The sequence below is a fragment of the Streptomyces colonosanans genome, assembly GCF_001866645.1.
GTDB classification, from domain to species: Bacteria; Actinomycetota; Actinomycetes; order Streptomycetales; family Streptomycetaceae; genus Streptomyces; species Streptomyces colonosanans.
In genome coordinates this window covers 1-22,231 of sequence record NZ_MLYP01000052.1, presented here as the reverse complement: position 1 = coordinate 22,231, position 22,231 = coordinate 1, and the positions used below count along the sequence as shown (strand labels likewise).

16 protein-coding genes, 1 tRNA gene and 2 pseudogenes are annotated in these 22,231 nt (G+C 64.8%); 7 read left to right on the top strand and 12 right to left on the bottom strand.

Annotation, left to right across the window (positions count from 1 at the left end; translation table 11 throughout):
• Window positions 1-42: 42 nt before the first annotated feature.
• Both BIV24_RS20405 and BIV24_RS20400 read left to right on the top strand, forming a co-directional pair.
• Window positions 43-816 carry a sulfite exporter TauE/SafE family protein gene (locus BIV24_RS20405; protein WP_071367810.1) on the top strand — a complete coding sequence of 258 codons (774 nt, stop codon included), beginning with the start codon at window positions 43-45 and terminating at the stop codon, window positions 814-816.
• A 171-nt stretch (window positions 817-987) separates the two neighbouring features.
• Window positions 988-1,734, top strand: coding sequence for a cobalt-precorrin-6A reductase (locus BIV24_RS20400; RefSeq protein WP_071367809.1), 747 nt, complete (start codon window positions 988-990; stop codon window positions 1,732-1,734).
• Between the two features lie 124 nt (window positions 1,735-1,858).
• On the opposite strand, the gene cobF is transcribed toward BIV24_RS20400, so the two are convergent.
• The gene (gene cobF, locus BIV24_RS20395) at window positions 1,859-2,647 is read right to left on the bottom strand and encodes a precorrin-6A synthase (deacetylating) (protein ID WP_071367815.1); all 789 of its coding nucleotides are present in this window, start codon (window positions 2,645-2,647) and stop codon (window positions 1,859-1,861) included.
• A 58-nt stretch (window positions 2,648-2,705) separates the two neighbouring features.
• Window positions 2,706-3,230, bottom strand: a complete 525-nt coding sequence (locus BIV24_RS20390; RefSeq protein WP_071367808.1) for a DUF309 domain-containing protein — start codon at window positions 3,228-3,230, stop codon at window positions 2,706-2,708.
• Window positions 3,231-3,330: 100 nt separating this feature from the next.
• Between BIV24_RS20390 and BIV24_RS20385 the strand changes: the two genes are divergently transcribed.
• A tRNA-Pro gene (locus BIV24_RS20385) sits at window positions 3,331-3,404 on the top strand.
• A gap of 99 nt (window positions 3,405-3,503) precedes the next feature.
• Here the strand turns inward: BIV24_RS20385 and BIV24_RS20380 are convergent.
• On the bottom strand, window positions 3,504-4,721 hold the full coding sequence (locus tag BIV24_RS20380) for a tyrosine-type recombinase/integrase (protein ID WP_071367807.1): 1,218 nt from the start codon (window positions 4,719-4,721) through the stop codon (window positions 3,504-3,506).
• The gene (locus BIV24_RS36265) at window positions 4,711-5,040 is read right to left on the bottom strand and encodes a helix-turn-helix domain-containing protein (RefSeq protein WP_342745261.1); all 330 of its coding nucleotides are present in this window, start codon (window positions 5,038-5,040) and stop codon (window positions 4,711-4,713) included. Before BIV24_RS36265 ends, BIV24_RS20380 begins: the two co-directional genes overlap by 11 nt.
• A gap of 917 nt (window positions 5,041-5,957) precedes the next feature.
• Here BIV24_RS36265 and BIV24_RS20375 point away from each other — a divergent pair.
• Entirely contained in the window at window positions 5,958-7,256 is a 1,299-nt protein-coding gene (locus BIV24_RS20375) for an ISAs1 family transposase (protein WP_177198770.1), read from the top strand.
• 90 nt (window positions 7,257-7,346) lie between these two features.
• Here BIV24_RS20375 and BIV24_RS20370 read toward each other — a convergent pair whose 3' ends face one another.
• The 3 genes from BIV24_RS20370 to BIV24_RS33925 all read right to left on the bottom strand — a co-directional run bounded on the left by BIV24_RS20370 (window position 7,347) and on the right by BIV24_RS33925 (window position 10,720).
• Window positions 7,347-8,498: an ISAs1 family transposase gene (locus BIV24_RS20370; RefSeq protein ID WP_245766875.1), complete on the bottom strand. Its 1,152-nt coding sequence runs from the start codon at window positions 8,496-8,498 to the stop codon at window positions 7,347-7,349.
• A gap of 499 nt (window positions 8,499-8,997) precedes the next feature.
• Window positions 8,998-9,759 carry a thioesterase II family protein gene (locus tag BIV24_RS20365; protein ID WP_071367812.1) on the bottom strand — a complete coding sequence of 254 codons (762 nt, stop codon included), beginning with the start codon at window positions 9,757-9,759 and terminating at the stop codon, window positions 8,998-9,000.
• 10 nt (window positions 9,760-9,769) lie between these two features.
• Window positions 9,770-10,720 carry a hypothetical protein gene (locus tag BIV24_RS33925; RefSeq protein WP_143064636.1) on the bottom strand — a complete coding sequence of 317 codons (951 nt, stop codon included), beginning with the start codon at window positions 10,718-10,720 and terminating at the stop codon, window positions 9,770-9,772.
• A gap of 184 nt (window positions 10,721-10,904) precedes the next feature.
• Between BIV24_RS33925 and BIV24_RS32200 the strand changes: the two are divergent.
• Window positions 10,905-11,039 (top strand): annotated as a pseudogene (locus tag BIV24_RS32200) (IS5/IS1182 family transposase); the annotation flags it as partial.
• 60 nt (window positions 11,040-11,099) lie between these two features.
• On the opposite strand, the gene BIV24_RS20360 reads toward BIV24_RS32200, so the two are convergent.
• From BIV24_RS20360 to BIV24_RS20345, 4 genes are read right to left on the bottom strand one after another with little or no spacing between them, the layout of a single operon-like run.
• Complete coding sequence (locus tag BIV24_RS20360) at window positions 11,100-12,302, bottom strand: cytochrome P450 (RefSeq protein ID WP_071367806.1); 1,203 nt, start codon at window positions 12,300-12,302, stop codon at window positions 11,100-11,102.
• A 29-nt stretch (window positions 12,303-12,331) separates the two neighbouring features.
• Window positions 12,332-13,180 (bottom strand): phytanoyl-CoA dioxygenase family protein, encoded by an 849-nt coding sequence (locus BIV24_RS20355; protein WP_071367805.1) that lies wholly within the window; start codon window positions 13,178-13,180, stop codon window positions 12,332-12,334.
• A 50-nt stretch (window positions 13,181-13,230) separates the two neighbouring features.
• Window positions 13,231-14,460, bottom strand: coding sequence for a beta-ketoacyl-[acyl-carrier-protein] synthase family protein (locus BIV24_RS20350; protein ID WP_245766874.1), 1,230 nt, complete (start codon window positions 14,458-14,460; stop codon window positions 13,231-13,233).
• Window positions 14,457-14,705: an acyl carrier protein gene (locus tag BIV24_RS20345; RefSeq protein ID WP_071367804.1), complete on the bottom strand. Its 249-nt coding sequence runs from the start codon at window positions 14,703-14,705 to the stop codon at window positions 14,457-14,459. The genes BIV24_RS20350 and BIV24_RS20345 overlap by 4 nt, the downstream gene beginning before the upstream one ends.
• A 618-nt stretch (window positions 14,706-15,323) precedes the next feature.
• On the opposite strand from BIV24_RS20345, the gene BIV24_RS20340 reads away from it, so the two are divergent.
• On the top strand, window positions 15,324-16,283 hold the full coding sequence (locus BIV24_RS20340; protein WP_079168407.1) for a cytochrome P450: 960 nt from the start codon (window positions 15,324-15,326) through the stop codon (window positions 16,281-16,283).
• A gap of 113 nt (window positions 16,284-16,396) precedes the next feature.
• On the opposite strand, the pseudogene BIV24_RS36515 reads toward BIV24_RS20340, so the two are convergent.
• Window positions 16,397-16,559, bottom strand: a pseudogene (locus BIV24_RS36515) (ISL3 family transposase); the annotation flags it as partial.
• Between the two features lie 66 nt (window positions 16,560-16,625).
• Here BIV24_RS36515 and BIV24_RS20335 point away from each other — a divergent pair.
• A partial coding sequence (locus BIV24_RS20335; RefSeq protein ID WP_177198769.1) for a non-ribosomal peptide synthetase occupies window positions 16,626-22,231 on the top strand: 5,606 nt, incomplete at its 3' end.

The following is a 22,231-nucleotide window of genomic DNA, read 5'->3' as shown; positions in this document are numbered from 1 at the left end:
CGGGCAAACGTTGCCTGCCACGGCACTAGCATCGGTCCCCGCATGAACACAATGACGCTCTGGGGCATATCCCCGTGGGGATTCGCCGTGCTGGCCGCCGCGGCGCTGCTCGTCGGCTTCTCCAAGACCGCGGTGAGCGGCGCCAACACGGTCAGTCTCGCGATCTTCGCGGCCGTCCTGCCCGCCCGGGCCTCGACCGGCATCCTGCTGCCCGTTCTGATTGTCGGTGACGTCCTCGCGGTCCTCACCTACCGGCGGCATGCCCACTGGCCCACGTTGTGGCGCCTGTTCCCGGCGGTCGCCGCGGGCGTCGTCCTGGGCACGCTGTTCCTGGTGTGGGCCGACGACGGGATCGTACGGACGTCGATCGGCGCGATCCTGCTGCTGATGGCGGCCGTCACGATGGGGCGCCGACGACGCGCCGACCGGGACGAGGATCCCGACTTGGTGACCACGCGCGCCGGCCGGATCAAGGCACGCTCCTACGGCATCGTCGGCGGCTTCACCACGATGGTCGCGAACGCAGGCGGCCCGGTGATGTCGATGTACCTGCTCTCCGCCGGCTTCCGCAAACTGGGCTTCCTCGGCACCTCGGCGTTCTTCTTCCTGATCGTCAATGTCTCCAAGGTCCCCTTCAGCGCGGGCCTCGGCCTGATCGACGGCCGGTCGCTGCTGTTGGACGCGGCGCTCGCGGTGTTCGTGGTACCGGGGGCGTTCATCGGCACGTGGGCGGTGAGCCGGATCAACCAGCGCCTGTTCGAGCGGCTGGTGATCGCGGCGACGGTGGCCGGTGCCGTCCAACTGCTGCTGCGCTGACCGCGGTCGGCGAACGTTGCCGGCCGGGCATCAGCGGTGATTGCGACCGTAACGCGGACCGCACGGGAGGCGCTGTCAGGTGACGCGAACCAGGCCGGTGTTCCCCCGGGTCCGTGGGCTGTGAAGGTCCTCCGGGGAGGGTGAGGGAAAGCGGCCCGTACCCTCGACGTCATGTCCCTGCACGTCCTGGTCCTCGGCGGCACCGCCGAGGCGCGCGAACTCGCTGCGTTGCTGGCCTCCCGTACCGGTGTGCGGGTGACCACGTCCCTGGCCGGGCGGGTGTCACGGCCGGGAGCGCTCGCCGGGGATGTACGCGTCGGGGGCTTCGGCGGCGCGCAGGGGCTGGCCGCCTGGCTGTGCGAGCACCATGTGGACGCGGTGGTCGACGCCACGCACCCCTTCGCCACCGGCATCACGGCGAACGCGGCGCGTGCCGCGGCGATCACCGGACTTCCCGTTGTGGTGCTGCGCAGACCCGGCTGGAGCGCGTGCTCCGGAGACCGCTGGCATGAGGCGGCCTCGCTCGCCGAAGCGGCGCACCTGCTGCCGCCGCTCGGCCGACGCGTCTTCCTCACCACCGGCCGCCTGGGGCTCGCGGCCTTCGCTCACCTGGCCGACCTCCACTTCGTCGTCCGGTCGGTGGAACCGCCCGAGCCCCCCATGCCGTCTGACGTGGAAGTGCTGCTGGCCCGCGGGCCGTTCACGGTCGAAGGAGAGACGGTTCTGCTGCGCGAGCACCGCATCGACGTGCTCGTGACGAAGGACAGCGGTGGAGCGGCGACGGCGGCCAAACTCACGGCCTCGCGGGATCTCGGGCTTGCGGTGGTCGTCGTACGCCGCCCGCCCCTGCCCGAGGGTGTGACCCCGGTGCCGGACGTGGCCGGGGCGCTGGCCCGGCTGGGACTCGGCCTCCGATGACGGGCCCATGGATCCGGCCGCTCGCGTGCGGCACCTTTGCGGCGGTCGCCACCGGGGCGCGAGCACACCGGTGGGCCACGCCTACGGGCGAGGACCGGCCGCCCGGATGGCCGCGGGACCGCCGCTACTCGGCCGCTCCGCCACGGCCCTGCGGATGCCTGCGCAGCAGATATGTGTCCATGATCCAGCCCTTGCGCTCCCGGGCCTCAGCGCGCACCCTCGCGATGTGCTCGGCGGTCTCGGCGAGGGGACCGGAGACGAGTATCTCGTCCGGCGTGCCGATGTAGGCGCCCCAGTAGATGTCGATGTCCTGGTCCGCGTACCGCCGGAAGGCCTGGTGGGCGTCGAGCATCACGACCACGTCGTCCACACCTTCCGGGAAGCCCTCGGCGAGACGGCGGCCCGTGGTGATCTGGACGGGCCGGGCCACCCGGTTGAGCCCCGTGCGGTGCCTCGAGACGAGCGCCGAGACGCTGCTGATGCCGGGTATGACGTCGTACGAGAACGTCACCGCGCCCCGGTCCTGGACCTCCTCCAGGATGCCGAGTGTGCTGTCGTACAGTGCGGGGTCGCCCCACACCAGGAACGCACCGCTCTCGTTCTCGCCCAGTTCCTCGGCGATCAGCCGCTCGTATATGCCGGCACGCGCCGAACGCCAGTCGCCGACGGCGGGGGAGTAGGCCGCGCCGCCCGCCGCCCGGTCGCGCTCCGGGTCACGTGCCTCGACCAGGCGGTACGTCCCCTCCGGTCGGTGTACGTCGAGAAGGTCACGGCGCAGCCGGGTGAGGTCCGACTTCACCTCGCCCTTGTCGAGGATGAAGAACACGTCCGTGCTCTTCAGCGCTTTGACTGCCTGCAGGGTCAGCTGGTCGGGGTCGCCCGCCCCGATGCCTATGACATGAATCTTCCGCACGACCCCGAGTCTGCCGTACGCCTCTGACAACCCGCGCACGCCCCTGTCTCGGGACGCCCTACAGCTGCTTCCCGTGCAGCCGGGGCGCCCAGGCCCGCGCATCCACGATGGCCGCGTCCCGTTCCACGACCACGGCCAGCTCCCGAGCCCAGACCGCCAGACCAGCCACCTCCATGCCGTACGGCCTGCCCCGTCCCGTCTCGGCCGCCCACCCCTCGACCGCCCCGGCTCCGCGCCGCAGTAGCCGGGCGCCGCCTGCGGTGTTGCCCCGGGCCGCGTGCGTGAGGCCCACCGCGAGCTGGGCGAGCCCCCGCCACAGAGCGCGTTCCTCGTCGGGGCCGGACTTCCAGGCGTCCTCGAACACCTCGTGTGCGTGGAACGGCTTCCCGGCGTCCAGCAGGGCCTGGGCCTCGGCGACGGTCTCCTCCGGGGCGCGTACGATCCCCTCGGGCTGGCGCGCCACTCCCCGCGCACCGTAAGGCAAGGGCCGCCCCAACCCGTCCCGCGGCCGCGCGTTACGGGCCCGCCCCTGCACGTCCCGGTCGCGCCCCCGGCCCGCTCGAACTCCCGATGCGTCGCTCATACCCTGATTGTCCCGCGCGTGCCCGCCCCGCTGCAGGGCAGTCCCCGTCGTGGGGTAAAGTTCTGTTCACGCGATCACACGGGTCACCGCGGGAGCGCAACGGGACGTGGCGCAGCTTGGTAGCGCACTTGACTGGGGGTCAAGGGGTCGCAGGTTCAAATCCTGTCGTCCCGACTCGTAAGAGTCGCAGGTCAGGGCCGGTTTCGGGTGCCTCCGAAACCGGCCCTTGATCATTTTTGGGGACCAGTTGGGGACCGGCGTCCTTGACTGGCGTCAGCGGGTGACGACGATCGGACTCGGCAGTGAGCGCGGCGCGCGCAGCACGCTGAGGTGTGCGGAGAGCGCCGCTCCGGCGGCCGTGATCTTGTGTACGTCGGGGTGGAGGTATCGCTGGGTGGTGGTCAGCGATCCGTGGCCAGCGATGCGTCGCAGGACGTGGACCTGGACGCCAGCGTCGGCGAACCAGGTCAGGCCGGTGTGCCGCAGGTCGTGGCGGCGCAGGTGTTCGTAGCCGAGTTTGGTGACCACGTCGTCCCAGTGCGTCGCGTCGCGCAGGACGGCGGTGGAGATGCGTCCGCCGCGCGGGCCGGTGAACAGGCGGGCATCGGGGTCGGGGCCGGCGGACAGGATGCGCTGGGCGACGAGGGGGCGGATCTCCTCGACGATGGGAACCTTGCGGGCCCGCTTGCCCTTGGTGCCCTTGTCGGTCAGCCCGCCGGGGGCGGGTGTGGTCTGACGCCGCACGGTCCAGATCCACTGGGTGGTGTCGATGTCTCCGACACGGCAGCCTGAGACCTCGCCGATCCGTGCGGCGGTGCACGCGGCAAAGATGACCACTTCTCCCCAGCCGCGGTACTGGTCGTGGGAGGCGGCCACGAGCGCGTCGGCCAGTGCGAGGAGGGTCTCCCAGTCGGGCAGAGCCAGCGCGCGTGGGTCGAGAAGTTCGTCCTCTGCCTGCTTGTAAAGCTTCTGCCAGCCGGTCACCCGGGCGGGGTTGACCTTGATGATGCCGTCACGGACTGCCTGCTCCATGACGCGGACCAGGACGGCGATGGTGTTCTTCACCGTGGAGCGGCTGTGCTCGTCGGCGATCCAGTTCTGCACGGTGCGGTCGACGACGCCGTTGGTGATCATCCGTACCGCGAGGTGGCCCAGGGCGGGGACCACACGCATCCGCCACCCCGACAGATAGGGGTCCAGCGTCTTCAACTCCAGGCCGCGCAGGGCCAGGTCCATGTTCGCTTCGCCGTATTCGGCGAGCTTCATGGTGGCCAGCGACGGGCTCAGGCCGGCCTGTGCGGCCTCGATAATGGCCCGGAGCCATTCCTGCGCTTCGTCTTCGCTGTCCTTTCCCTCGGACAGTGACTGGCGGCGCTTGGTGGCCGGGTCGGTCCACCGGACGCGTGCCCGATACGGAGTGGGGCGATCAGGCCGGTACTCGATGTCGGTGGAGAGCCGGACTCCGACAGGAACGTTGGTCTTATCGGCCATTGGGCCCCTTGGTCGGGACCGTGCGTCGGCGGTGCAGCCATTCCTCGACGTCGAGGGCGCTGTACATGACGACGCGTTCCGATGCTGTGACGAAAGGCGGCCCCTGAGGAGGCTGAGCGGTGCGCCAACGGCGCAGGGTTGAGGCGTCCACCCTCAGGCAAGCGGCGAGGTCACTGGTTGAATACCAGGCGCTGGTCAGGAGAGGCGCTTGGTTATCAGGTGAGACGACATGATGGTGGGGAGCTGCACGGTACGCTGCGGCCTCCTTCTCGTGATGCGGTTCGGCGTTGGCAATGGCTGCTATCGGCTCATCGGGCAAGTGTGGCTATTCTCCGGGGAGTACGGAACACTAGACGGATTGGTGAAAGAGTCCAGAGATGGACGACACAGTTCACGAACGGAGAACGCGCGCGGCGAATTTCGGGCCGAAAATAGCGATGCGCCTTCCCTGTCGCTTAGGTCCGTGGTTGTGCTCGGGAGCGGACGTTGGCGAAACAATCGTCTCCGAGAACGCCGGTTTGGCTAACCGGCGTTACCGAGCTATGTTGCTGCCGCGTCGGATGGCAGCAGGGGGCTGAGCTGCGCAGATGGACTTTCGGCTGTTTCGTCGCCGTATCCGTTGACGCAGCCGGAAGTCCCAGGAAAGTCCCACGGGACTCCCACGGCCCCGGCGTTGTTCCGTTGTGTCCGACTTTGTAGTGGTTGATCAGGTGCCGTAGACGGCGAAGGCGTGGTCGTGGCGGCACCGGCTCCTTGCCGGGGTGGCGGCCGTTCAGGGTCTGACGGGCGACCATGCTATTGGCGGAGTAGGCGGCCTGCAGTGATGCTGTGACGTGACGCTGCCACGTCACAGCATCACTGCAGGCCGTGGACCGTGGGCCGTCCAAAGCAGTCAGCTTTCATTTGCCTCGGATAAGGCGTGTCGCGAAGGCGATGGCCGTGCCCGCAGCTGCTCCTGAGAGTGCAAACGGGATGCTTGGGTGGCCGCCATTGGCCTGGTAGCCGATGAATGAGGCGAGGAGTGTGACGGCGAAAGCGAGGATGAATCCAAACTGCCTGGTTCTCAATGGGCTTCCCGTTGACTGTGGGGTGGGGATCAGGGGCACGGGCCCGGCGTTGTCTGGCTTGAGCGCGTCTGTCCGTTTCACCCTGCGTCGGAATGGAGTTGGCAGGCAAGCACGACTTCTGATGATCTTCCAGTTCTCTAGGCCGGATGATCTTCGAGGAGTCGTGCTCGTGTCCGTATCCTCCCTGACGGGCCCCGTTCTTGACCAGCTCGCCGATCTGGCCCTATGGGAAACGGAGCTGGTAGCGGAGCCGGTCGAGGTGGAGTCGGCACTGCTGCGTCGGTTGGCTCAGGTGCCGGACCGTCGTGCGCGGCGCGGGCTGCGGCACCCGCTCGTAGTGGTCCTGGTGCTGACCGCCTGCGCGACGCTGGTGGTCGGCGGTGACTGTGTCGCGGCCATCTGGCAGTGGGCGGCACGCTCTCCGCAGGACAAGCTCGCCCGCATCGGTGCCCGCCGGGACCCGCTCACCGGCCGCTACCTCGTTCCCAGCGAGCGCACCTTCTGGCGAGTGCTCACCGACCTGGACGCGGACGCATTGGACTCCGCGACCTGCGGCTATACGGCGGATGTCGTACGCGGCGCCGCCCGGGCCCCCGAGGTTGCGCGCACCCCCGGCCCACTGGAGCGCGAGGAGCGCCGTGCCCTGCAACGGGCGGCCGAGCACCCGGCCCCGTCCGGGCTGCTGCCCGCCGCAGCCGTGGACGGCAAGGCCCTGCGCGGCGCCCACACCCCGTCCGGGCAGGTCTTCCTGGTCGGCGCGATCGCCCACGCCGGCGGCGCGGTGATGGGACAGGTCCAGGTCCCCGACAGGCGCGGCGAAGGCCCCGCGGCCCGCGCGTTGCTGTCCCAACTGTCCGTCCCCGGCATGGTGTTCACACTGGACGCCCTGCACACCACGAAGGCGACCGCCCGCCTGATCACCGGACCGCTGCACGGGCACTACGTCCTGGTCCTCAAGGGGAACCAGCCGCTTGCCCGCGCCGCCGCCCAAGCCCTGCTGACCGGGAAAGACGCCGAGTGGGTGCAGACCACCGCGGTTGAGGACGACCGCGGGCACGGCCGCACCGAGCGCCGCACAATCCGCACCGCCCCGGCTGACGACGAGCTCTTCCCCGGCGCCCACCAGGTATTCCGCCTACGTCGCGACACCGGCACACTGGACGGCACGTGGACCGGCAAGGAGATCGTCTTCGGTGTCACCAGCCTGCCCGCCGACCTTGCCGGCCCCGAACACCTCAACCACTACGAGCGTTCGCACTGGTCGGTGGAAAACCGGCTCCACTGGGTCCGCGACGTCACTTTCCATGAGGACAACTCCCAGGTCAGGACCGGTACCGCGCCCCGAGTACTGGCCAGTCTCCGCAACCTGGGCATCAGCGCGTTCCGCCTTGCCGGACGCGCCAACATCGCTCACGCCCGCCGCGACCTCCTCGACCACGGCCACGCCTTCGCCGTCTACGGCATCTGATCAACCACTACGAATCCGGACACAACTGAACAACGCCGGGGCCGTGACCCAGGGCGATTGCAAAGTCCTCTGATCCCGGGTCGTTGCAGGTCAGTCGAGGCCGATGAGGTCCAGGGGACGTTCGTAGGGGCGGAGGGCTGTCGTGCGGAGTCCTGCGGCGATGTTGCTGTGGCCCGCAGCGCGGAGTCGGTTGATGGCGAAGCTGCGGAGGGTGGCCATGTTCTCTGGACCGTGTCCGGTGCGAATCTTGGAGGCGTCCTCGCGGAAGGCGGTGTCGCGGACGAAGTGGAGCCTGTTTTCGATCACCCAGTGCGCCCTCAAGATCGTCGCGATTCGTTCCGGGGATGCCTGGCGGCTGGTCAGGTCGGTGATGACATAGACCGTCTCGCGGCTCTGCCGGCCGGTCCTGGTGTCGGTGCGGTGGCGTACGACCCTGGCGACCTGAGCGGCGTGGGGGAAGTCGACGCCGAGGTCGATAACGGTCAGGGCCTGCACCACGCGTGTCTCCTTACGGCCGTGGCCGGTGGTGCGGTCGTAGAACTTCGCCGTCGCCTCCTGCCAGGGCAGGGTTCGCAGCTGTTCGTAGAGGTTCTTCTGGTTCCGCTTCACGGTGAAGGCGTAGTGCGCCTTCTTCATCTCGACGAGGAAGCGGGCATGGTCACGCTGAGTGTGGAGGGCATCGCCGGTCACGGTGACTCCTTGCAGGTCGTAGGGGTCCAGAAGGGCGGCGAAGCACGTGATCTCGTTCGTCTTCTCGGGGACCCTGAGCTGGGTGACGGTCATGCCGGTGCCGGTCATCGCGGCCAGCAGGTGGGCGGCCGGGGTGGTGCCGAGGCGCGAGCCGCGGGCGCTCGTGCCGTCGATGGCGAGGGTGTCGGCGCCGGCCGGGTCGTGGCCGAGGAGGTCGGCCAGGCCGCCGGGGCAGGTGTCCTTGACGACCCGGCGGATCGTCGCACCGCTCGGCGGGATGCGCACGGCCAGGACTGTCGCGGTACGGGCGCCGAGCCGGGCCAGAACGTCCTGCGGGGCGTCGGTGGCCCACTCAGCGATCGCCACGAAACTCCTCGCCCCGCTCACCACTGCGGAACAGGCGATCAGCAGCACTGCCACGAAAGGGTGACGCTTCCCGCGCGGGCACCGCGGATCGGCCAGCGTGGCCAGCCGATCGGCCAGCGGACCCGTCGCGCGGTGCTGACGGGTGGGCGACTTGATCAGGCAGACGGTGGCAGACTGACGGCACATCGAAGCTCCGTTGGGCGCAGGCGACTTGGGAAGGTCACCTCCACAACGGAGCTTCGTTGCGTCCGGTCGCGGGCCCTTCCGGAATCGTCACACCGCTGCGACCTGCACACTCACGAGATCACCGCGACTTTGCAATCGCCCTGGGCCGTGACCAGGATGGGGAGTGCGACAAAATGGGAATTTGCGAGCGTTATTCCCGGGAAGGTCAACGCGGCGTGTCAGGAGGGGAAGGAGACCGTCGCACTGTTGTGGCAAGCTGAAGCAGGCGAACGGGATCTGCCATGCAGGGGCCGCAAGGCTGCAGTCTTGCCTATGTGCCTTATCAAAAGAAAATAAAGGGCACGTGAACATCAATCTGGAATGAACGAATCAACCACCATACTTCCCGACGGTTATTCCCGGGATCCTGCCAGTCGTTCCCCTATCCATTGCGGTTACACGCATGGGAGTAATGGCCAGGTTGGTAAAAATAAGGCTACGAGCTTGACGACAATTTCGTCTAAAGATTCGTATAGATACGTCGCGCAACATCGAGCATGATCAATTGCTCGTGCTCGAGCAAGTAGAAGTGGCCTCCGGGCAGCACACGCTCGACTGAATTCCCTTTCGTGAGGTCGGCCCAGTACTTGATGTCATCGGCATCTGTGGCCCGGTCGACGGACCCTCTGTAGAAGGTGATCGGTACGTTCACGACAGGAGGGTGAGCAGGGTGGTACGACTCGCATGCGGTGAAATCCGCTCTGATGCCCGGCATGATGAGTTCACGCAGCTGCCGGTTCTTCATCGCGTCTGCGTCCGGGCCGCCCAGCTCCTCCAGCAGGGAGATGAGTTCGTCGTCGTTCTGGCAGTCTATCCCGCGAGGTTTTAATTCCTGCGGAGCCTTCCTTGCTGAAACACCCAGGAAGGCCAACCGAACTCCGGGAGCATTCTCCAGCCTTACCGCGACCTCGTAGGCAACAGAAGCTCCCATACTGTGCCCGAAGAGTCCGAGCGGCAGATCAGACAGCGTGAGAAGCTCGGCTGCGATGTGCTCAGCCATTGATTCTATTCGGTCCAGACACGGCTCATTGAGTCGGTCCTGCCGCCCCGGGTACTGAACCGTAACGACATCCAAACCTGCGGGCACGTGCCCAGGCCAGGATCGATAGAAACTTGCCGAGGAGCCGGCCGGCGGAAAGCAGATGATTCGAGCCCGCGGGTTCGGCGAACGTGGATGCCGACGAATCCAGGAAGTATGCCTGCCAGAAGGGGAAGGAGACATCATGTGTCACTCATCCTTTAGGGAGGCTTGGATCGATCAAACGCAGTCGTCGTTCATTGATCTGGCGAACTACGGACGCAGCACCGATTCTGCTGCTGTTGTTCCCACCGCGGGCCTCCATTAGGAGACTAGGTCTCGTTTCGCCAACAAATTTAGCGCAAACGTACTCGTGAGCAGCATGGAGACGCATAGTGGCCGATTTAAACTCCTCGTACGGATAACTGTCGCGATTGATTTCGCCGAATACAGGCCGCAGGCCACGCAAAACCCCCACGAGGACTTGGTGATCACGCCCCTGAACGCCGCTAAATCCGGGTGCAGCGTACGGCGGCATCATACTGATCCGAACGTCGTCACTGTAGGAGCTCTTCGGAAAGTCAGAGGTGAACAACAGTGCTCCTCGCGACGCTTCCATGAGTGCCGTTGCGAGACGCATTGCTTCAATGGCGTGGAGCATCTGGCCGTCTGCCATAGCCGTGGCGAAGCAGGAGAGAGCTGCAGTGATCCCCTGGGTTAGCGAGAAGAACAGGCGATGTCCCACCTCCCATCGGAGCTTGGGATCAAAGTTGGTCACCCTCTCCTTTGCTACAGGCAGCGATACTTTTTCGATTGCTTCCGCTGTCCCATTCTTGCAGTAGCTTAGAATTGAAGCGGCACCTTGGAAAAGTTCCTGAAATTCCTGGTCGGGAACAGCGCATCCTGTTGACTTCACGTTCTCAAGTACCTCTAAAAATGAAAGCAAGAGGCCAGCTATCAGAATTCCGGCACTGTTTCCGTATACTCGCCTGATACCGAAGAAGCCATCCTGCGACCGAGCCTCCGCATCCCATTTTGCACTGTTAGGGGCAGTTGCGTCTTGCACGACTGAGTTTTCATAGAGGGCATAGATGCGTTCACGTGCACGTGACGGATCCGCCTGCATGAGCGTGATGATGGATGAACCTAGCTGATGCTTGGCCATGAGCTTACCTGCCCCCATGAGTTGTTCTCTACTGTTCGGAAGAAGCTCAGGCAGAGGCAGGCTTACTTGCTCGACTATTTTTGACATGAGTATTCCCCTCTTATCTTCGACATCACGGAAACTGCGAGCACTCAACATCTGCGAAGTTCTTCGAACCTCCACTCTCAGGTATCTGCTTTTGACCTGGAAAGAGGAACACAACGCCTCCCACCGCGAGGGCGTACGCGTCGAGCACACCCTCGCCCGCATGAATGGTGACGGCGTCCACCACTCCATGCTCGGCATCGCCTGCCTGCACAACCTCACCCTCGCCGGATGACGAAGAATCCAGCAGACCATCCGCCATGCCGTAGATCATTTACGGGATAGCCCTTACCGCTTAGAAAGCGGTCATGCGCACGGGCAGACACTCAGGGCCGTTGACGACGATGGAGCTCAAGAGTGTCGGCGCGCCATCCAGTGTGACGTGGACCGAGCGGCTGAGCAGTTCGTTGTACAGCAGCCGCATTTCGACACGGGCCAGCACGCTACCGACGCAGAAGTGTTCGCCGAAGCCGAGCGCCAAATGCCGGTTCGGCTGCCGTCGAATGTCGAATTGATCAGAGGCGGAAAACACCGACTCGTCTCGATTGGCCGAGGGCAGCCAGAAGGTGACGCGATCGCCGGCGGCGATCTGGTGGCCACGGACTTCCACCGCTCGTGTCGCGGTGCGCATGATGTGTGTGGCGGTCGACGTCCAGCGCAGTACCTCCTCCACCGCCGTCGGCAGCAGGTCGGGGCTGTCCGCAAGGATCTGCCACTGGTCGGGATGGCGTAGAAACGCGAGCATGCCGCCGGCTGTAGCGATACGTGTGTTCTCGGTACCGCCGACGAGGAGGTTGTCACAGTTCAGAATTACATCGTCCGGCGACAGAGGCTCACCGTCGGTGCTGGCCGTCGCCAGCACGCTGACCAGGTCGTCGGCCGGGTGCTTCGCCTTGTCGACCTGGAGCGCTTCGAAGTAGTTGAGGATGTCCAGGTGCGCGAGGCGCCGGGTGAGCGGGTCACCGGCGCCGAACGCGTCGCTGGTGAGCATGAAGAGTTTCTCCCAGTCGCCACTGGGAATTCCCATCATCTTGCAGATCACGTACAGCGGGACACGGGCAGCGACGTCAGTGACGAAGTCGCACGTTTCCTGTTCCAGAGCGTCGTCCACCACGCGACGCACAACGCTCAGGACGTCCTGTTCCATAGCCCGTGTCGACCGCACGGAGAACCACTTGTCGATCAGTCCCCGCAGCTGCCGGTGTCGGGGTGGGTCGGTCAGTGCGAGGGTGCGGCCGCCGCCAGGATCGGCGCCGTGGCTCTCGGGACGCAGCAGAATGCCCTGTGCGGAGCTGAAGGTGGCCGCGTCACGGTAGGCCGCGCGGATGTCCTCGTACCGGGACAACACCCAGAAGCCTGGGTATTCCGTCGGTGCATGCCAGTACACGGGCTGGTGACTGCGCAGCCAGCGCCACTGGATAAAGGGGTCGCCCTTCGCGTAGAGCTCGGGGTCCACCAGGTTGATGAGCGGCGGCTGCTCAGCGGGCTCGGTCGGCATGCGGGTGTCTCGCTGTTCTGCTCGGCGTTTCAAAGGGACGCTTCGGGGTCGTGGAGCGCCTGGAGGTCCAGACGCTCGTCGGCGCGTCGCTCGACAGGCGTGGTGTCGCGTGAAACCAGGAACGCGGGGCGGGTGGGGTACGCCGGGGCGTTGGCGACGGCGTTGTACGTGATGAGCAGCACCGCGCGGCGGTTCGCTGACACGTTGTTCGACGACGAGTGGACGATGCTGGGGTGGAAGACCTGGATGGAGCCCTGTGGGCCGAGAAACATTTTCCGCCCGCTTTGCTCGGCGAGGGCACGGGCACGGTCGGCGTTCACGGTGTAGGGGAGGTTGAAGGAGACATGGCTGTGCCAGTCGGACTCTTCGCCGTCTGCGCGGCCTTCCGGCAGGTCGAGTAGGCCCAAACGATGTGATCCGGGGATCGCGATGAGCGGTCCGTTGTCCTCGTGAACATCGTCCAGGTTGATCGCGATGTTCACGGCATCCGGGCGCGGCATGTCGTCCTCTTCGTGCCAGAACGCGAAGTCCTGGTGCCACGGCCAGGCTGCGCCTTCATGCGCCTGCTTCAGGTTGACCTTGAACTGGTAGACGTACACGGGCCCGCCGACAAGCTGTTCGGCAAGCTCCACGAGGTACGGATGGCGCACGAGCGCCGCGCATACCTCGTCGAACGCATGGCAGCCGTGGATGGCCCGGACGATCCCACTGTCCTTCTCGTGAACCACCTCGGGCCTGCGCTCGCGACTGATAGCAAGGGCGTGCTCCCGGATCAGTGCTACGGCGCCGTCGCTGAAGCGGTGGGGCGGCTCGCACCAACCGTGCTTGTCATATGTAGATTTGAGGTCGACGTGCGGAAGGACGCCGGTACTGGCCATGGCCAACCTCCTGTGTGGGGCGGAGACGGGAAGAAACAAGACGGCTTCTGTCAGGCGGACGTCAGGACGAGGGCCGCGTTCTGACCACCAAAGCCGAAGGACGTGCTGAGCGCGGTGTCCGTTACCACGTCTCGGGGCTTCTCCGTGACCAAGTCGAGCTCGGCGGCCGCCTCGTCCAGGCTGTCCATGTTCGCCGTGACCGGCACCTGTTGACGTTCAAGCGTCAGGAGCGTGAAGGCCGCCTCCAGAGCACCCGACGCACCCAGGGTGTGTCCCGTCAGGCTCTTGGTGGCGGTCACTGGAGGAGCGTGGGGGAAGACGCGGCCGAGCATGGCCGCCTCCGCCACGTCACCGACGGGGGTCGCGGTGCCGTGGGCGTTGATGTGCCCGATGTCGGACGCCACCATGCCTGCGTCGGTGAGGGCCGTGCGCGTGGCCAGCTCCGTGCCATGACCTTCGGGGTCAGGCGTGGTGAAGTGGTAAGCGTCGGCAGAGGCTCCGAATCCGGCGACGTGGCCATGGATGTGGGCGCTGCGCGCCCGCGCGTCATCCGCTCGCTCCAGCACAAGGATGCCCGCGCCCTCACCGAGTACGAAGCCATCCCGGTTGGCGTCGAAGGGACGAGACGCCTTGGCCGGAGCCGAGACGCGGGTCGACAGTGCCCCCATGCGGCTGAAGCCGATGCTGGCGATGCGGGCCCGGCCCGACTCTGCGCCGCCGACGATCGCGATATCGCAGCTGCCGGAGAGCAGCAGGTCACGGCCCAGACCGATAGCCGTGGCGCCGGAGGCGCAAGCAGTGCTGACGCTCAGGCTGGGGCCGAACGCCCGCACGTCACTGCTGATCTCACCGGCAGCCAGGTTGGTGAGGCAGCGTGGTATGAACAGCGGCGAGACACGCTCATGGTGTGCTGCGGCGAAGTGCTTGGACTGCTTGTCCCAGTGGTGGGTGCTGGTGCCGCCCACACCCAGGACGACGGCGACTCGGGAACCGTCCCAATGAGCAGGATCGAGACCGGCATCGGCCACGGCCTCCCGGGCTGCGACAAGAGCCATCTGCGCATACGGCTCGAGCCGCCATGTCAGCCGGCGTCCAAGCAAGGCGTCTCCATCGAAGCCCGGCACGGCGCAGCAGAAGTCGACAGGCAGCCCCTGCAGCAGGCTGTCTGTGGCAGCCGTCGAGACGCCTGCGAGAAGTCCGGCCCAAGTGGCCTCGATGCCGATACCCAACGGGGAAACCAAGCCGAGCCCCGTCACCGCTACGGCGGAACGGGCGCTCACGACGCGGCCTCAGCGGGGCCGGTCATGGCGGCCGCCACGAGGGCCACCGCTTCGCCGATGGTGCTGTCCGGCGTCAGATGCAGGGGTGGAACCCCGTACTCCTCGTCCAGGATCACCGAGAACTCGACCAACGCCAGCGAGTCGATCTTGAGCTCGACGAAGGTGACGTCAGGAGTGATGAGCGACTTGTCGATGCCCAGCGTATCCGAAAGTCGCTGGGCTATCTCGTCGTGAAGACCGGACATCGGACGTCCTTCCAGGAATGGCCAGAGAAGCTTGCCATCGGTTTTCGGATCAGCGATTGGCGCAAATTCACCGTGGACTGTGAGCAGGCCGCAGCAGACGTGGACAGAAGTGACACTAGGGTTACTCGCGGCAAATCCGGCGGGAGTGCGCGCGGCCGAACGTTGAGTCCGGCCGCGCGCCAGCTATGGAAACGCTGCGTACGTGATGGGTCGGGACCCTAGGTCAGGATCTCCGCCGTGGCAAGCGTCAACTTCCCAGCTCCTTCCTTAATGTCCACTTGCGAGACCCCTTTCACCAGGCAGGGACGCTGCATCCATCACGCTGCGATATATGAGTGAAAACGAAGCGATAGACAGCATGCGCATGGTGGTGGGTGGCGCGTTGTTACGGGAGATTTGTCGATGCCGAATTCGCGAGACACACTTAAAGAGCTGGACGTACCCGAGGAGTTGCCACCTGGCCCACTTCCGATCCCCTGCGACCCTGATGACCCGGCGCCTATACGCTGGGTGCAGATGCCGAATGGCACTGGCTGCTGGGCTATATCCGACTATCGGCTCGCCCGTCAAGTCCTCGCTGACCCTCGCTTCAGCCGCGCGGCCACTCTGGCGCCGGACATGCCCAAGCTAGCCGCCATCGACCCATCACCCGACTCCATCATCAGCCTGGACGGCAAGGAGCACGCGCGGCTACGCAGGATCGTGGCCGGAGCCTTCACAGAGCGCCGCGTCACCGCGCTGCGCCCGGTGATCGAAGCCCGTGTGCACGAACTTCTGGACGAGCTGGCCACCAGGAAGCAACCAGCCGATCTGGTCGCCGGACTTGCTGCGCCGCTGCCGCTGAGCGTGCTCTGTCACATGCTCGGCGTCCCGGTCACCGACCATGACAGCTTCCGCGAGTGGGTGCCTGTTCTATTCGACCTGGCCGGAAAGGGCCCTGACAGCCGGGCCCGCGCCTTCCGTATCACCTACTACATGACGAAGCTCATCGGGGAGAAGCGGCGTGAACCAGGCGCCGACCTCATCAGCGCCCTCATTCAGGCCGCTGACACTGAAGGGAAGCTGACAAACCGCGAGCTCGTCACCTTGTCACTGTCGCTGCTGATGGCCGGGTACGAATCCACTGCGGACCAGATCACCCTCGCCTTTCTGACTCTTTTGCATGACCCGGCGCGTGCGGACGGCCTGCGCGCCAACCCCGACCTCATCCCCTCCGAGGTGGAAGTGATCCTGCAGACCAACCCCTCGGCCCCCCTCAGCTTCAGCCGCGCGGTCACTGAGCCCGTTCAGGTAGCTGATGTCATGATTCGTCCGGGGCAGCCGGTTGTGGCCTTCCTCATGGGCGCGAATCGCGCAAGGCGCAATTCCGAAAGCTCGGCGATGGGAGCCCATCTGGCCTTCGGTCACGGAGTGCACCGCTGCCTCGGCGCACCCTTGGCGCGACTCCAGCTGGCCACAGTGATCCGCCTGACGCTAAACCGTTTTCCCCGCCTCGAGCTCGCCGCGGACATCGACAACCTGCGCTGGAAGCCCGCCGCAGCAACTCGGGGCCTTGCCGCCCTCCAAGTACGCTGGTGACGACCGCGGCCACCGCCTGGCCCTCGTCTTTCTCGGCCTGCACCACCGAGAGCGTCAGGCGGTGGGGTACGGCCTCGGCCACCGCAAGTCGGTTACCTACGGCCAGATGCTCAGCCGTGCACCCGTCCCGGCGATGCCTCGCACTGGGCAGACCGCGGTGTCCTCCGAAGTCCGCGCCTGCACCAGGATCCGCTCACCCTCGTTGGCTGCATCTTCGACGACCAGCGGGGACAGCCCCGGAAAAACTACGTTCACAAACTGGTTGACATCTCTCACGTGATGTTAACGACGTCGATGCCACTCAGTGCCACCACCGAATGTGAGACAGGGCCGAGATCTGAGATGATTCCTCTTTCCTACTCCCAGCTCCGACTGTGGTTCCTCAACCGGTTCGAAGGTGCGGAAGCATCGACGTACAACATGCCGATCGCGCTGCGCCTGACCGGAGACTTGGACCGCGACGCGCTGGCAGAGGCTATGCGGGATGTGATCGGTCGGCATGAGAGCCTACGCACCATCTTCCCAGAGAGCGCGGACGGCACCCCTCACCAGGACATCATTCAGATCGCGGAAGTCCAGCTGGAGCTGGACGTCGTGGAGGTCTCCGAGGAGGAGTTGCCTGCGGCGTTAGCCGGGGCGACGTCGCGGGGTTTCGATCTGACAACTGAGCTGCCCATCCGTGCACGGCTGTTGGCATTGGATGCGCGGACGCATGTGCTGGTGGTCGTGTTGCATCACATTGCGGGTGACGGCTGGTCGATGGCTCCGCTGGCCCGGGACGTCGCGACCGCCTACGCGGCCCGCTGCGAGGGTACGGCTCCGCAGTGGGCCACACTGCCAGTGCAGTATGCGGACTACGCTTTGTGGCAGCGAGAGCTGCTGGGGGATGAGTCGGATCCGGAAAGTCTGCTGAGTCGGCAGACTTCTTTCTGGGCCAAGACGCTGGCGGACCTGCCGGAGCAGTTGGAGTTGCCCTTCGACCGGCCTCGTCCGGCGGTGGCGTCGTTCCGGGGGGAGAGTATCTGGTTCGAGATCGATGCGGATTTGCATCGTCGTATCGTGGAGCTTGCCCGGGAGTCGCGTGCGAGTGTGTTCATGGTGGTGCAAGCGGCGTTTGCGGCACTACTGTCGCGCCTGGGTGCGGGGACGGACATTCCCATCGGCACTCCCGTCGCCGGCCGCACAGACGAGGCCCTGGAAGAACTAGTCGGGTTCTTCGTCAACACCCTTGTATTGCGCACCGATCTCTCCGGCAACCCTACCTTCCGCGAGCTGATCGACCGGGTACGGGAGACGGACCTGGCAGCGTTCGCCCACCAGGACGTGCCATTCGAACACTTGGTTGAGGTGATCAACCCTGCCCGTTCGATGTCCCGGCACCCGCTGTTCCAGGTAATGCTCACCTTCCAGAACAACGAGCAAGCCGACCTGAACCTTTCCAATGTCTCGGTGTCTGCCGACCTGGCTCCTGCACAGACGGCACGTTTCGACCTCTGTCTTTATGTCACCGAGCAGCACGAAGATGACGGCTCACACCCTGGCTTGCGCGGCGAGTTGGAATTCGCCACAGATCTCTTTGATCGGTCGACTGCGGAGCAGCTATCGGCGCGCTTCACACGCTTTCTGGCCGGGGTCGTCGCAGCTCCGGATCTCGCAGTGGGGCGGGTGGAACTGCTGTCGGTGGATGAGCGACAGCTTCTGCTGCATGAGTGGAACGACACGGAGGTCGAGGTCGCAGGAGCGTCCCTGCCTGAGTTGTTCGAAGGACAAGTGCGTCGGACTGCCCATGCGTCAGCGGTTGTTTACGACGATGTCGAGTTGTCTTACGAAGAGTTGAACGCGCAGGCAAATAGGCTAGCGCGGCTGCTCATCGGATTGGGAGTGGGTCCGGAGCGTGTCGTCGCACTGGCCATGCCGCGTTCGGTAGAGCAGGTCGTAGCCGTGTATGCGGTGGTCAAGGCCGGCGCCGCGTACCTGCCAGTGGATCCCGAGTATCCAGCCGACCGAATCGCCTACATGCTGAATGACGCGCAGCCGGTATGCGTGTTGACATCTCTCGAGACAATGGACGCACTGCCGTCATTGCCGGAGTCGCTATCGACTATCGCGGTGGACGATCCGAAGTTGGCTGCCGAGCTCAGCAGTCTGCCGTCCGCTGATGTGTCCGATGCCGATCGAGTCGGTGTGCTGCGTGTGGCGCATCCGGCGTATGTGATCTACACATCCGGATCTACGGGGCGTCCCAAGGGCGTGATGGTTTCCCATGCGGCGATTGTGAACCGGTTGGCGTGGATGCAAGCGTGTCATCCGCAGGGGGCAGGGGACCGGATCTTGCAGAAGACGCCGACCGGGTTCGATGTGTCGGTCTGGGAGTTCTTCTGGCCATTGCAGGTGGGTGCGACCTTGGTGGTGGCCAAGCCGGGTGGCCATAGGGACCCGGCGTATCTGGCAGAGCTGATCGACAAGCAGCAGGTCACGACTCTCCAATTCGTACCGTCCATGCTGGCGGTGTTCCTGGCGGAGCCAGCTGCGGCGAAGTGTTCTTCACTACACACTGTGATTCTCGGTGGCGAGGCATTGCCCTTGGACCTGGCCGAGAAGTTCGAGGCCAGGCTGGACGCGGGACTGTACAACCTCTATGGACCGACAGAGGCCACCATCGACGTGACGCGGTGGGCATACCTCAGCGAGCCGCATGCCACCAGCGTTCCGATCGGCGCTCCGGTCTGGAACACCTGCACATATGTACTGGACGCGGCACTGCAACCTGTCCCGGTCAACGTGCCGGGCGAGCTCTATGTGTCCGGTGTCCAGCTCGCTCGTGGTTACCTGGGCCGTGCTGGCCTCACGGCAGAGCGATTTGTTGCCGACCCGTTCACCCCTGGTGAACGGATGTATCGCACTGGAGACCTGGTCCGCTGGCGCGCGGACGGCAACATCGAGTTTCTTGGCCGTACCGACTTCCAGGTGAAGATCCGGGGCTTCCGAGTGGAACTCGGTGAGATCGAAGCCGTAATCACCAAACATCCTGAGGTGGCCCAGGGCGTGGTGACTGCCGTTGCACACCAGGGTGACAACCGACTCGTCGCCTACGTGGTTCCCGTTCGGGGGACGACCAGGGACGCCAGGGCCCTGCGGGCTTTTGTCGGTGAGAGCCTGCCCGAGTTCATGGTGCCCTCGGTCGTCATGTTCCTGGATGAGCTGCCGGTGACGGTGAACGGCAAGCTGGACCGTAAGGCCCTCCCCGCTCCAGATTTCTCGTCCGTGGTCTCCGACCGCGGTCCGTGTACGCCGCAACAAAAAATCCTGTGCCAGATCTTCGCGGAGGCTTTGAGCCTGGAGCGGGTCGGTATCGACGACAGCTTTTTTGATCTGGGTGGGCATTCGCTGTTGGCGACTCGGGTAGTCAGTCGTATCCGCACGCTGCTGGGTGTCGAATTGCCGGTTCGGGCGTTGTTTGAGATGCCGTCGGTGGCGTTGCTGGGCGAGCGATTGGTGGATGCTGAGGGTGCGCGCGCGCCATTGGTGCCAGTGGTTCGCCCTGAGGTGGTGCCGTTGTCGTTCGCGCAGCGCCGACTGTGGTTCCTCAATCGCCTCGAAGGCACGGAAGCATCGACCTACAACATACCGATCGCACTGCGCTTGACCGGTGTTCTGGATCGCGAGGCCCTGACTGCAGCCCTCGTGGATGTGATGGGCCGGCACGAGAGTCTACGGACCGTCTTCCCGGAGGCGGCTGACGGCATCCCGTATCAGAGGTTGTTGGACGTTGCGGATGTCCGACTGGAGCTGGACGTCGTGAAGGTGTCCGATGACGAGTTGCCTGCGGCGTTGGCCGCGGCGACGTCGCAGGGTTTCGATCTGACGGTTGACGCGCCAATACGTGCGCGGCTCTTCTCGCTCGCCGACAATGTGCACGTACTGGTAGTGGTGCTCCATCACGTTGCTGGTGATGGCTGGTCGATGGCTCCGCTGGCCCGTGATGTGGCCACGGCGTATGCGACCCGTAAGTCCGGAAGCGTGCCGGAGTGGTCGCCGCTGCCGGTACAGTACGCCGACTACGCCCTGTGGCAGCGGGAACTGCTGGGCGACGCAACTAATCCGGAGAGCGTACTCAGCCGCCAGGTTGCCTACTGGACCGAGGCACTCGCCGGTGTTCCAGAGCAGTTGGAGTTGCCCTTCGACCGGCCTCGTCCGGCGGTGGCGTCGTTCCGGGGGGAGAGTATCTGGTTCGAGATCGATGCGGATTTGCATCGTCGTATCGTGGAGCTTGCCCGGGAGTCGCGTGCGAGTGTGTTCATGGTGGTGCAAGCGGCGTTTGCGGCACTACTGTCGCGCCTGGGTGCGGGGACGGACATTCCCATCGGCACTCCCGTCGCCGGCCGCACAGACGAGGCCCTGAAAGAACTAGTCGGGTTCTTCGTCAACACCCTTGTGCTGCGCACCGATCTCTCCGGCAACCCTACCTTCCGCGAGCTGATCGACCGGGTACGGGAGACGGATCTAGCAGCGTTCGCCCACCAGGACGTGCCATTCGAACACTTGGTTGAGGTGATCAACCCTGCCCGTTCGATGTCCCGGCACCCGCTGTTCCAGGTAATGCTCACCTTCCAGAACAACGAGCAAGCTGACTTCCAACTTCAGGATCTGAGCTTTACAGAGGAAGCGGTACCACTGGGCGCTGCTAAGTTCGACCTGGCGCTGAATGTCAGTGAGATATTGGACAAAGACGGCCTTGCGCAGGGGCTCACAGGAAGTCTTGGATATTCTGTTCAGCTATTCGATAGGCGCACGATCGAATCGTTCGTCCTTCATTTCGAGCGGCTGCTCAGAGCCATGACAGATTGCCCATCTATGCCTGTCGACGAGTGGGAGATCCTAACTGCCGAGGATCGTGACCGCATCCTCTTGCAATGGAATTCAACTGAATTGAAAGTTCCCTATTGTTCATTTGCCGCTGCCTTTGAGCGTCAGGTAGCCTGTACACCAAATGCGACGGCGTTGGTGGCCGGGGATGAGTCTGTTTCTTTTGAATTGTTGAATGCGCGGGCGAATCGACTGGCGCGGTTGCTTGCCGGGCGGGGTGTGGGTCCGGAGCAGGTTGTGGCATTGGTGCTGCCTCGGTCTACCGACATGGTGGTGTCGATCCTTGCAGTGCTGAAGGCTGGGGCCGCTTATCTTCCGATTGATCCGGATTATCCAGAGGAGCGTCTGCGGTACCTCTTCGAGAACTCTTTGCCGGTGTGTGTGGTAACGGTCGGCCGGTTGGTTGGTGTTGGACCAGATCATTTTCCGCGGATTTTTCTCGATGATGCTGATGTTGTCGAGGGGTTGCGTAGTAAGGCTGCTGATGATCTCTCGGACGAAGATCGGGTGGCTCCTTTGCTTCCTTCGCATCCGGCGTATGTGATTTATACGTCGGGTTCGACCGGACGACCGAAGGGTGTGGTGATCGAGAACCGTAGTCTGGTCAATCTCGTGCACAGTCATCGCACGGAAGTTTTTGGCCGACAGACAGCTGAGGCGGGGCGTCAACTGCGGGTGGCTTTCACGGCGTCGTTCTCGTTCGATGGTTCGTGGGGCGGGCTGTTGATGATGATGCAGGGGCATGAGCTGCACCTGGTTAGTGAAAACGTACGGCGCTCGTCGCAGGAATTGGCCGATTATTTCGTCCAGCGCCGCATTGATGTGCTTCATGGTACGCCGTCGTTCGTCCAGCCGCTGGTAGCCTCCGGATTGATAGACGAAACGGTGGGAACTTATCGCCCGTCAACGCTGATGTTGGGTGGCGAGGAGGTAGAGCCTTCTCTGTGGGAATTGCTGCGTTCTGCTCCGGGGGTGGAGGCCTTCAACTTCTACGGCCCTACCGAGTTCACGCTCAGGGCCTCGTTCTGCCAGATGGCGAATGGCGATCGGTCGTCGATTGGTCGTCCGGTGGCGAACAGCCG